Origin of the sequence: Vibrio metoecus (assembly GCF_009665255.1) — a bacterium.
In the GTDB taxonomy this organism is placed as follows: domain Bacteria; phylum Pseudomonadota; class Gammaproteobacteria; order Enterobacterales; family Vibrionaceae; genus Vibrio; species Vibrio metoecus_B.
Map to the genome: position 1 here is coordinate 598,512 of NZ_CP035687.1, position 12,047 is coordinate 610,558.

9 protein-coding genes and 1 pseudogene are annotated in these 12,047 nt (G+C 47.3%); 3 read left to right on the top strand and 7 right to left on the bottom strand.

The window, feature by feature from the left end:
- Nucleotides 1-139 precede the first annotated feature (139 nt).
- Nucleotides 140-1,771 (top strand): methyl-accepting chemotaxis protein, encoded by a 1,632-nt coding sequence (locus tag EPB59_RS16165; protein ID WP_154173837.1) that lies wholly within the window; start codon nt 140-142, stop codon nt 1,769-1,771.
- 131 nt (nt 1,772-1,902) lie between these two features.
- Here EPB59_RS16165 and EPB59_RS16170 read toward each other — a convergent pair whose 3' ends face one another.
- The 3 genes and pseudogenes from EPB59_RS16170 to EPB59_RS16180 all read right to left on the bottom strand — a co-directional run bounded on the left by EPB59_RS16170 (nt 1,903) and on the right by EPB59_RS16180 (nt 5,880).
- Nucleotides 1,903-2,310 (bottom strand): hypothetical protein, encoded by a 408-nt coding sequence (locus EPB59_RS16170; RefSeq protein ID WP_195707122.1) that lies wholly within the window; start codon nt 2,308-2,310, stop codon nt 1,903-1,905.
- A 314-nt stretch (nt 2,311-2,624) separates the two neighbouring features.
- Nucleotides 2,625-3,893 (bottom strand): annotated as a pseudogene (locus EPB59_RS16175) (ABC transporter substrate-binding protein); the annotation flags it as partial.
- A gap of 7 nt (nt 3,894-3,900) precedes the next feature.
- On the bottom strand, nt 3,901-5,880 hold the full coding sequence (locus tag EPB59_RS16180) for a HAMP domain-containing methyl-accepting chemotaxis protein (protein WP_154173841.1): 1,980 nt from the start codon (nt 5,878-5,880) through the stop codon (nt 3,901-3,903).
- A gap of 262 nt (nt 5,881-6,142) precedes the next feature.
- Here EPB59_RS16180 and EPB59_RS16185 point away from each other — a divergent pair, with 262 nt between their 5' ends.
- Complete coding sequence (locus tag EPB59_RS16185) at nt 6,143-6,391, top strand: DUF3297 family protein (protein WP_001000415.1); 249 nt, start codon at nt 6,143-6,145, stop codon at nt 6,389-6,391.
- A gap of 196 nt (nt 6,392-6,587) precedes the next feature.
- Here the strand turns inward: EPB59_RS16185 and EPB59_RS16190 are convergent, their stop codons facing one another.
- From EPB59_RS16190 to EPB59_RS16205, 4 genes are all read right to left on the bottom strand, one after another.
- Nucleotides 6,588-7,883, bottom strand: coding sequence for a DEAD/DEAH box helicase (locus tag EPB59_RS16190; protein ID WP_154173843.1), 1,296 nt, complete (start codon nt 7,881-7,883; stop codon nt 6,588-6,590).
- Between the two features lie 119 nt (nt 7,884-8,002).
- Nucleotides 8,003-9,193, bottom strand: coding sequence for a mannonate dehydratase (uxuA, locus tag EPB59_RS16195; protein ID WP_000438600.1), 1,191 nt, complete (start codon nt 9,191-9,193; stop codon nt 8,003-8,005).
- Nucleotides 9,194-9,320: 127 nt separating this feature from the next.
- The gene (locus tag EPB59_RS16200) at nt 9,321-10,112 is read right to left on the bottom strand and encodes an FCD domain-containing protein (RefSeq protein ID WP_000877540.1); all 792 of its coding nucleotides are present in this window, start codon (nt 10,110-10,112) and stop codon (nt 9,321-9,323) included.
- Nucleotides 10,113-10,219: 107 nt separating this feature from the next.
- Nucleotides 10,220-11,203 carry a TRAP transporter substrate-binding protein gene (locus EPB59_RS16205; protein WP_154173845.1) on the bottom strand — a complete coding sequence of 328 codons (984 nt, stop codon included), beginning with the start codon at nt 11,201-11,203 and terminating at the stop codon, nt 10,220-10,222.
- A 322-nt stretch (nt 11,204-11,525) separates the two neighbouring features.
- Between EPB59_RS16205 and EPB59_RS16210 the strand changes: the two genes are divergently transcribed.
- Entirely contained in the window at nt 11,526-12,041 is a 516-nt protein-coding gene (locus EPB59_RS16210; protein WP_001038354.1) for a TRAP transporter small permease, read from the top strand.
- The last annotated feature ends 6 nt before the right edge of the window (nt 12,042-12,047 follow it).

Sequence of the window (12,047 nt, forward strand, 5' to 3'; positions counted from 1 at the left end):
ATTAATGCAATTGGTGTTATACTCACCACCAATTTTTCAGTCAGGGTGACTAACATCTCTCGGCTGAACCGCAACCTGGACCGCGCATTTAACATACGGAAGTGACCAACCCGCGTTACCACGAGGTCACACACTCTCTATGTCTTTCTTCAAAAATTTAGCGATAGGCAAAAAAATCGCGGTCGCGTTTGGCGTGATTGCATTGATCAACTTAGCTTTTGGTGGCTACCTTTATAGCTCCCTTCATACCATTAAAAGCGATGTGCTCAATCTGACTGACGATACCATGCCTTCGATGATGCTCGTCAACGGCATCAAGTACAATATGTCATCCGTACGCCGAGCACAAATTAGCCTACTCGCTTCCACCGATGAGGCCGAAATCGCGGATGATATTCGTTGGATGAACGATCACTACCAACAGATCGCCCAAGATCTCGACCGTTATGAACGCAGCATCTGGACCGACTATGAACGCAATATTTTCATGCCAGTGAAAACACTATGGCAAGAATATCTGCGTCAGCTAGGCTCGTTTAACAGCGATATCCAACAACAAGAGAAGATCAAAGCACAGCAAGATCTGCAACGTTCTCTGCCGACTTTTGAGAAATTGGAAAGCGCAATTGATGATCTTCTCAAGCTCAATCTCTCTTATGTGGATGAAAACCGCAGCGAGTTGACGGTACTGATTGATAACATTAGCCAATTCTCAGTCACCAGTATTGTTTCCCTACTTGGTTTCATGTGTGTGGTTACTTGGCTATTAACCAATCTGATCTGCCGTCCTCTGCTGCAAGTGGTAGGCCAAGCCCATGCCATTGCAGAAGGCAATTTGGCACACCGCTTAGATCGAACCACGATTGGCGATGATGAGTTGGGCGAGCTCGCCGATGCGTGCAGCAAAATGCAAGATAACCTGCGCGAGATGGTTGAAGAGATCATTACGGGTGCAACACAGCTGTCTCATGCGGTAGATGAAGTGAGTGCCGTATCTGAGCAAACTTCACAGGGGATGCAAATCCAGCAAGAAGAAGTGATGCAGATTGCCACCGCAATGGCAGAAATGAAATCCACCGTTGCTGAAGTGGCTCGTAATACTGAAGTAGCCTCGGATGCATCACGTGACAGTAGCCAGCACGCCAATGTCGGCTCACAGCAAATGCATACGGTGAATGACTCGATCCAGCAAGTCAATCAAGAGATCAACCGTGCTGAACAGCGCGTTCTGGAGCTAGAAAATCAAGCACAGCAAATCAACATGGTCGTCGATGTGATCAGTAACATTGCTGATCAAACCAACCTTCTTGCGCTCAACGCCGCGATTGAAGCTGCGCGTGCAGGCGAACAAGGTCGTGGTTTTGCCGTCGTAGCCGATGAAGTTCGTGCGTTAGCAGGCAAAACTCAGCAATCGACGGGTGATATTGTAGAAATCATTCAGAGTTTGCAAAGCTGTGCAGAAAAAGCACGCCAAGCAACCGCTAACAGCAGCTCATTGATCAACCACTGTGTTCAACAAAGCCAAGATACTCAACAAGCCATCGAACAAATTCGCCAACAGAGTGGCCAAATTGCAGATATGACCATTCAAATTGCAAGCGCCTGTGGTGAACAAGATTCAGTGAGCGAAGAGTTAAGTCGTAATATCGAACGCATTAACGAATCAGCCAAACAAGTGGCTCAGGGATCATCAAGCGCCGCACAATCTTGTGTTGAGCTAAGCCAGCTCGCTAGCCAACTGCAAAATACGGTACAACGCTTCCGTTTGTAATTCTACGCAACATCATTAACTCAACAGGGGCGACTCAACATCGCCCCCGTTTTTTTGAAGACTTGAGTCTTCTTCAGTTCGTTCAGCACGTGGCCGAAACGCTTAGCACTGTGCCTCATCGAAGCCAATGCTTAGTTCCACTCACACTCAATGGAACTTATCGGGGCAGCATTTTCATCAAAACAGACATAAGCGGATTTTGCTTGGTTAGCATCAAAGGTGATGTATCCCGCTTTCACCTCTTCTTTTCTAAATGAGAGCTGGCTAGCTTGAACTTCTTGCCCATTGATCAATGTCGCTTTAAGGCGTTTCGTCAGCCATACCGCTACTTTTTCCTGACGCTGAGAAAGCGTTAGCGTAATTTCTGCGCAGCGTAGTGGTGGATTCGCCAAGAGCGTGGTGCTCCCTTCTTTTTCCACCATTTGATAGCCGCGATCCACATCCTGCAGTTGATGAATAGCCACTTCACAAACCGGCGCACTCCACGCCCCTAATGACACCATACTCAAACTCATTACTACGAGTTTTCTCCACACCATCGTATTTCTCCATCAAAATCGTTTAGGAAGACTAACCTTATGTGTTCGCAAACGCTGTCAAAAAATAGTGAATTCCTGTTTAGCAAAACTGAACATGATTCTAACTTGCCAACCACGCGCAATTCTTTTGAAGAGAGCCTAGCAACAACAAAGCGGCCTTTTGATGCCGCTTTGTTGGTCACACGATGATTTGTTAAAACCTACTCCGCAGGTGCAGGGGTATCAACCTCAGGGGCGGGTTCTGCCACTATCGTAGGCACTTCATCAGTTCCCAAAGGTGAACCTACAGGAGTGTTACTCACCACCGGTAGCGGATCAGCACACTGACACTCTTGCCCCTTCGTTTTCCGTGTTTGATGAGGCGCATACCAACCTTGTAAGCCTTTTTCCAAACGTTCAGCAGCGACTTTAGGCGTCATCTTGCCCAGCAACACGGCTTGGCTCACTTCCGCGAGTTCATCGCCAAGCTTGGGTTGGCCACGGGACAAAATCTGTGTAGCCACGCGAATGGTGGAATCACACTGATCACGCCATTCCATCATTTCTCGTGCAGCAGGGTTAGTGACCTCAAAGAAATGGTTAGACAGCGAAAAAAATCCCGGTAGCGAGTTGGTATACAGTTCAGCAAACTCCGGAGTAGTTAACCATTGTAAAAATGCCATTGCCGCTTGCGGATTTTTACTGGCCGGGTTCATCCCCATACCGATATCAGTATGATCGGTAAAGAAGCAGCCCTCACCTTGTTTGGCAACGGGTGGACGCATAACCCCAAAATCGACCTTATCGGTGAAGGGCGCGATCTCCCACGAACCCGCGATATAAAATGCTGCTTTACCAGACGTAAACAGCTCATTGCTGGTGCCATAATCTCGATTTTCCGCCCCATCACCAAGGTATGCCCGCCAACGCGCGAGTTCTTCAAACACTTTCACATACTGCGGATCGTCTAAACGCTCCTGCCCATTGATCAACGCCAATCGGCCATCTTCACCTTTCCAGTAATTAGGCCCTATATTTTGGAAGCCCAACTCCGAGGATACCCAACTTTCTGAACCACTCATCGATAACGGAATATAGCGACCATCGGCTTTCACTTTGTCCAATACAGTAAAAAATTGTTCACGGGTTTGAGGCACACTCAGCCCTAACTCATTGAAAATTTTCTTGTTATAGAAGAAACCATGAATGACCGAGGCCATAGGTACGCAAAAGGTCTGTGCTCCTGAATCGGTTTGCCAAGGCGCTTGTGCAAAGCTAGGGAAATTTTCCATCCCCGCCATTTCGGTCAATTCCGTTAAGTAACCGGCCTTAAACAACGCCAATGAATCATCAAATGGGCGACATGTAATTAAGTCTCCCGCCGTCCCACCTTTTAAATTTTCCCATAACATGGGGGTGTAGTTCACATTCGGTACTGGGTGAAATTTCACGGTAATACCGGGGTGCTTTGCTTCAAAAGCAGGAATAATTTTCTGCTCCCATAAGGTTTTGTCATCTGCACGCCAGCTTTCAATCACTAACTCACTCGCCAACAATTGGCTACACCATAGGAGACTCAGAGCTCCAATCCACTTGTTTCTCATAAGCCCCCTAGACTTTGAAATGTGCGATTAATTGCTGCTGTTTAGCAGCCAGATCCGCTAAAACTTCACTGCTATTAGCCGATTCACGCGCTTCACGTTCAGTTTCATGTGCAACTTCAGCAATCCCCGTCACGTGATGAGCCACACTTTGACTGACTAAAATTTGCTCCTGAGCGGCATGCGCCACCTGATCGGCCATTTCCTTAATCGCCGTCATGCGATCCGCGATCGATTGCAAAGCAACATCCATTTCACGAGTTTGATCCACACACACCCGCGTTTGGTCTTGGCTGCGTCCCATCACCTCAACCACTTGCTTGCTCGATTGCTGCAAATTTTCAATCATATGTTGAATCTCTTCGGTCGAGGTTTGAGTGCGTGTCGCAAGTGCTCGCACTTCATCCGCAACCACAGCAAAACCTCGCCCAGCATCGCCCGCGCGTGCTGCTTCAATCGCGGCGTTGAGAGCCAGCAAATTGGTCTGCTCAGCAATTCCGCGGATCACATCCAAAATACTGCCGATGTTATTGCTAAACTCACCCAATTTATGGGTAATGGCGACAGCCGCTTCCATGTCATTCGCAAGTTGCTCTGTGATTCGCCGTGTCGTTGCGACTTTTTGACGGCTTTCTTTCGCTTCATTATCGACGCGATCAACTTCATCTTTGGTTCCATCGGTTGAGCGAGCCACTTCCGTTGCACTCACTTCAAGCTCAGTAATCGCTGCGGCGACTTGATCTGTCTGGCTTTTTTGCTCTTGAACCCGTGCCATTGCCCGTTCGCTGATTTCTGCCGAACGGCTCGCTTCATTCACCAGATGGCGAGAACCCGCATTGATCTGAGAGAGAAGTTCACCGGTTTTATCGGCCAAAATATCAATTGAACGAGAAAGCGCGCCAAACTCACAACGGGTTTGATAATTGATGCGCCGCGTCATATCGCCTTGTGCCATATAAGCCAATTCATGATTAATTTTTTGCAGCGGCTTTTGAATACTGCGAGCCGTGGTGTAACCAATAACTAATGCCACAACGGCAGAAACAGCTGATACGGCCATGATCCAGAAATTCGCGCTGCTCACGGCAGCATCGGCAAGCACTCGGCTTTGCTGAGCAACCGCCGCGGCTGATTTAGCCATTTCATCCAGTTTGGCCAAGCTATTGGCTAAACTGGCGTCGACTTGTTGGTTCTGGGTGAGGAGAGCATTTTCCAATTGTTGGGCTTTGCGCATCGTAGCCAAAAGGCCTTGCTTGCCTAAAGCCAACTCCTGTAAGCGATTGAGATTGGCAACATAGCGTGCTTTCACATCATCAGACACGAATACTCTTTCGAGGCGTTTACGTGCCATTTCGATATCTTTACTGAGCACTTTTTCCAACGCATTTAAATCTGTTTTTGCATCCGCACGGCGAATGTTTTTCAAATCACGCGCGATACCAGAGGTGATCAGCTCAGCTTTATTGCGCATCGAACGCTTACTGGCACTCTGTTGCAGCAGCAAATCGGCAGCCCATTGATAGGTGTCTTCCAGACGAATAAACGCAATTTCTAACTCATGACGCTGTACCAGAGCGTTGACCCATTCACTGTGTTTGGATAACACCTGATCCGCTTCGGTATAAAACTGGTTTGTCGCCTGTAAAACCTCTTGGAATTGTTTTTGGTTCTCACCTACCTGAGTAAATTGATCCATACTCTGACTCAGCTGATGAAAACGTGCTTGTTGCGCTTGAAATTGGCTTGAGAGTTGAGGCAGTTCCGCAGCATCTTCACTGGTTCTAAACTCCAAAACCCAGCGATTACTTTCTTGGAGGGTTTCTTTCAACCCTGCAACCGCCATAACCAAAGGCGTCGCCCGATCAGAAACCTCGGATAACCCGTCATTAATACCGCGAATTTTCAACGTACTAATGGCACCCAGCAGGATCAACAACAAGAGCATCAATACGAAACCAGCGATGATTCGCTGTACGATAGATAAACCCATGAATGTATCCTCATTGATGAATAAAAAGATAAATTAAACATAGACAGGAACATTCAATGCTGCGAATAGCATATTTGGATTTGTGATATAAGATTCTCTCTGACACGAAATTTCCCACCGACGATTGCATCGGGAAAATCATGTTAGCCTTTCACCTGCAGCTAAAAACTCTGCGTTTAAAAAACTGCATCGACGGCATCACTTGAACCGTAGACAGGCTCTGTCTACAATGGCGCACTTTTATCGATTCAGGTCATAAATAATGAACGACACTACTGCAAAACCAACGCTACCCGATCGCCTATCTGGCAACTCTCGCAGCCCATTTTTCATTAAAGAGTGCTTCGAGCACCAAATTGGTATTCGTTTTAATGGCAAAGAGCGTACTGATGTAGAAGAGTACTGCATTAGCGAAGGTTGGATTAAAATTCCGTCACCAAAAGCGAAAGATCGCTACGGCAACCCAATGTTGATCCAATTAAAAGGCACGGTAGAAGCTTACTACGCGTAAGTGCTTACTCTCGTGTTAAGGCAAGTGTCTATTATTTAGAGTCACTTTTATTGCCAATCGAAAGCCGTTTAAATACTCACATTAAGAGTGTTAAACGGCTTTTTTGATTGAGTGAAGGGGTCACAAACAGCAGCGCAGAACACATGCCTTGTCACGCATCATACTCGGATGATTAAAGCAATAAGCACTATGATGCTTACTGCTTTGGCTTATTTATTTTACCCTGAAACTGCTTAACGCTCTTTTTATTCTGCGTGCGGCGATTGGCTTGTTTATCACGCGGAGCACGTTTGCTTTCACCGGTTGATGGCTGATCGGTCACTGGGAAACCCTCCAGATTCTGCAAGGGCAAATCACGTTGCGTCAGGGTACGAATGGCATTGAGTGCATCCATTTCTCCGTGACACACTAACGAGAGTGCAATGCCTTGCTGCCCCGCTCTGGCGGTGCGGCCTACACGGTGCACGTACGTTTCCGCATGCATCGGCAACTCAAAGTTAATAACAACGGGAAGCTGTTCAATATGAATGCCGCGCGCGAGCAGATCGGTGGCAATCAACACTTGGGTTGTGCCTTTTTTAAACTCTGCCAGTGCAGCTTCACGTTCCGCTTGGCTTTTATCACCATGCAACGCAGTGGCTACCACGCCTGCTTTGTTGAGTTTTTTGGTCAAGCCATCAGCATTCTCTTTTGCACCGATAAAGACCAGCACTTTCGGCCATTGGTGCTGCTTTAAAAGGGCCACTAAGGCTTGCGTTTTACTGCCTTTGTTCACCAAATACAGCGTTTCTTGCACTGCTTGGTTGATGCTGTTTTCAGGATTGGCGGAAACTTGGGTTGGCGCATGCATCAATTGCTGCGCTTTAAGTTTCAAATCATCAGAGAAGGTCGCAGAACACATCACGGTTTGACGCACACTGGCGGTTTGGCTTGCTAGCGCTTGTACTTGCGGCCAGAAGCCCATATCGAGCAGACGATCGGCTTCGTCTAACACGAGCGTAGTTACGCGGTTCAAGCTCAATCCACTTTGGGTTAAATCGAACAAACGCCCCGTGGTTGCCACCAGAATATTCGGGTTCTCAGCCAGCGCATTTTGCTGCTCAGCCTTATCTACCCCACCGCACAAGCAGAGCGCGTTCAGCCCTAACGGTGTACCAACGTGAGTGAGCACTTCGCTCACTTGCATGGCTAATTCACGCGTGGGTACCAACACTAAGGCTTGCTGCTCAGGGCTAGTTTTTAAACGTTCAAGCAGAGGCAGACCGTAAGCCAAGGTTTTTCCACTTCCCGTATTCGCCAACGCCAACACATCTTTGCCCGTTAACATTGTAGGGATCACCAAAGTTTGAATGGCTGTGGGTTGGGTGATCTCTTTGGGCAGAGCTTGGATTAGATCGGCGCTTAACGCGAGAGAGGAAAATGACATGGGTTGGGTACCTGAATATTCAAAAAACAATTTGGGGCGAATTATCGCAGGCGTGGACTTTACCACAAGCGTATTTGAGAAGTGACACTCTTTTCCGCTCAAGCGTATGGCCCAGCGTTAAAACGAAAAACGCAGAGCCGAAGCTCCGCGTTGATGGGGTTGCGCTTTATATCACTCGCGCAAGATTAGATTTTAGTAAAGAAAGCGCGCTTGAGGGCCATTTCAAGGCCACGAACTTCGGCTAGCCCTTTCAAGCGGCCGATCGCCGAGTAACCCGGATTGGTCTTTTTCTTCAGGTCATCCAGCATTTGATGGCCGTGATCAGGACGCATCGGGATCAAACGATGATCGCCCACTTCGGCGCGGCGATGTTCTTCATCCAGAATCGCCATCACTACGTTGTACATATCCACATCGCCATCAAGGTGAGCCGCCTCGTGGAATGTCATCGGATTGCTCTCTTCACGTTTGGTTGAACGTAAATGCGTAAAATAGATACGCTCGCCGTGCTTTTTGATCATCTTGACCAGATCGTTATCACCGCGCACACCGTACGAGCCGGTACACATGGTTAAGCCGTTCATTTTGCTTGGCACATTTTCGGTCAGCCAATCAATGTCTTCAATCGTTGAGACAATACGTGGCAGGCCAAGGATCGGGCGCGGTGGATCATCAGGATGTACCGCCAGTTTCAAACCATAAGATTCACAAATCGGCATCAGTTGTGAGAGGAAATACGCCATGTGCTCACGCAACTTGTCTTTGTTAATGCCGGCATAACGATCAAGCTGGGCTTGGAACTCTTCTAAGGTGTAGCCTTCTTCCGCACCCGGTAAACCCGCAATAATGTTGTTGGTGAGCTGCTGAATCTGCGCTTCACTCATGTTGTTGAAGTATTCCAAGGCTTGCGCTTGTTCTGCTTCGGTATAATCCGCTGCCGCACCTGGGCGTTTGAGAATATGCAGCTCAAACGCAGCAAACGCGATTTGGTCAAAACGCAGCGCTTTTGAACCATCCGGCATTTCAAATTCCAGATCGGTACGCGTCCAATCCAGCACTGGCATAAAGTTGTAGCAAACCGTATCAATGCCGCATTCCGCTAGGTTACGCAGAGTTTGTTTGTAGTTTTCGATCCACTGTTGGTAGTTGCCGGTTTGAGTTTTAATTTCTTCATGGACAGGCACACTTTCCACGACAGACCAAGTCAGCCCTTTCGCTTCAATGATCGCTTTACGTTTTAAAATCTCTTCTTTTGACCACACTTCCCCGTTCGGGATGTGATGCAAAGCATTCACGATGCCCGTTGCGCCCGCCTGACGAATATCGTCTAAAGAAACGGGATCATTCGGGCCATACCAACGCCAAGTTTGTTCCATGACACTCACCTTTTTCAAAACGCACTTATCCCGCTCGAATATTTTCAAGCTCGGTGCGTAACGACTTCTTATTATGCGGTTGCAAAACAACCGCGCTGATCAGTGCCAGCTTACGCTGGCTAGAGGGTTATCTTTTTTCAGCACCCAGTAGAACCACTGGGTTTGAGCTAAATAAGTAACCATCAAAGTTAGGATCGTCGACGTCGGACAACGCCAGCAGGCGCTGCTTTACGTTTTCAAGGTGTTGCCACATGGCACTTTTGGCCGCGATAGGATCTTTACGCTGCAAAGCGGCAAGAATTTTGGCGTGATCATCAAGCCACTCTTCACGGTAGTCTTGACTGCTGATGTGAGAATGCAGTTTTTTCCACATCGGACTTTTTTCGCGTCGTTCCCATGATTGTCTCAACATGTCCACCAGCACAGAGTTTTGGGTTGCCTCTGCAATGCACATATGAAACCTTTCATCACCGTGACACTCTTGCGCGCCACTCACCAGTTCATCACGTTCTAGTTTGAGTGCGGCACGCATCTTCACGATGTCTCCCGGCGTGACTTGCGTTGCGGCAAATTCAGCAATATTGCTTTCGAGCAACTGTCGCGCTTGGAGCATTTCGAACGGGCCAGCATCATCGCTGATCACATTCTCACGAGCGTTATTTTTCGATGGAATATTAATGACATAGACACCCGAGCCTTTTTTCACTTCGACTAAGTTTTCCAGTTCCAACATGATGATGGCTTCACGCACTACGGTACGGCTGATGTCTAAACGTTCAGCAATATCGCGCTCAGGCGGAAGTCTATCCCCCACTTTATAGTGGCCGTTGATCAACTCTTTTCTTAGTACTAAACCAATCTCTTGATACGGTCTTTTCGGTTCAAAAGGCATCATGATGATATTGTCACTGTATTTCATCTAACTACTCACGCCATCATAATGACCAATAATAATTGGTCAACCTATATGTACCAGTATGTGGTAACACCTTGTTTTAATTTTACAATTACGACGATTTTAATGAATTACTGAACGGCCTTGATGCGTTCAACCAATTGATTTAGTTCAGGATTATTCTTTTCAATCTCTTGATACATTGGTTGAACGGCTTCCACGAAGGCCGCTTTGTTAGGTTCAACAAACGTTACGCCCATTTTTTCTGCTTTGGCGCGCTCTTTCGCTTCCGATTCTGCCCACAGCTTCTTCATGTATTCCGAAGAATCCGCGGCGGCTTTCATTAATGCTTTTTGCTGCTCTGGCGTTAACTTGTCGTAGGTCTTAGTCGAAATCACCAGTACATCTGGAACCATGGTGTGTTCGTCTAAGCTGAAGAATTTAGAAACTTCACTGTGGCGGCTCAAGCTAAACGATGGAATGTTGTTTTCAGCAGCATCCACGACGCCTTGTTGCAGTGCGGTGTAAAGCTCGCCGTAAGCCAGTGGCGTTGGGTTACCACCCAGAGCCTTCACCATCGCGATAGCCGATGGGCTTGGCTGAACACGGACTTTCAACCCTTTCAGATCCGCTGGCGTATTGATCGGTTTGCTGGTGTAGAAGCTACGAGCGCCTGCATCGTAATAAGTCACGCCAATAAAGCCGCTGCTTGCCGATGAATCCAGGATTTCACGACCAACTTCGCCATCAGTTACTTTGTAGTAATGCTCTTTATCACGGAACAAGTAAGGTAAGTTGAAAGCAGAGTAAGCCGGTGAGAAAGCCTCTAACTCAGCCGCATTGCTTTTCACCATATCAAGCGCGCCGTTTTGCATCAGCTCCATCGACTCACGCTGTGTGCCTAGCTGCGCATCAGGGTAGATACGAATATGCACTTCCCCGCCCGTCAATTCATTCACTTCTTTTGCCATGTAATCCATCGCTTTATGCACCGCATGGTCACGAGGGTGGTTATGGCTCAGTTTTAATGTGGTCGCAGCATAAGCAGAAGCTGTGGCGCCGAAGGTCATTGCAGCACCCACAAGGGCACTTAATAGAGTCTTACGCGTCATCATGATTCTTGTCTCCGTGGATTGGTTGTCCAATGTGTAGGGTAATTGTTCTTCTCTAACGAATATTGTTGTTTCGATGGGCATGTTGACCTTCAAAAAAGTCATCGTCAAAACAAAAGATCAAATTGATTGACCACAATCACACTAATAACCCTCAAATTGGTTAACCAATTCATTTGTGAAGCCGCTCACGTGACAACCAAATCGACTAACTTATAATCCGCTCAAAAATACCCTACACATTTTGAGACCACACACAAGCACGCGACCCAAAGTGGTAAACCAATTGTTATGAGATACGCGTGTTTACTTTAAGGAAATGAAAATGAATAAATTGGTCACATACATAAACAGAGGATTGGCGGCGTTCACCATTTCTCTTTCAAGTTTTCTTGTCTTTTGTGTTGTTTGGCAAGTGCTGTCTCGCTATGTACTTGGTAAACCAAGTACCGTCACGGATGAACTCGCGCGTTATCTGTTTATGTGGGTCGCTTTGATTGGTGCAGCCTATACCACAGGGCTAAAACGCCATCTTGCGATTGATCTGTTGACCATGAAACTGACGGGGAAACGCAAACTGATTAATGAAATCGTCATCCAAATCGCCATCGCCCTCTTCTCTTATGTAGTTTTGGTTCACGGCGGCACCCAATTAGCCTTAAAAACCTTAGCCACAGGCCAATTGACTCCCGCGTTAGGTTTAGAAATGGGCTACATCTATTTCTGCTTACCGATCAGCGGAGCACTAATGATTTTTTATTCCGCCATCTTCACTTATGAACGCGTTAAACAGCTCATCCTTGGTGAAGCCCTACTCACCAACTCACCACTTAACTCATAGAGGGTT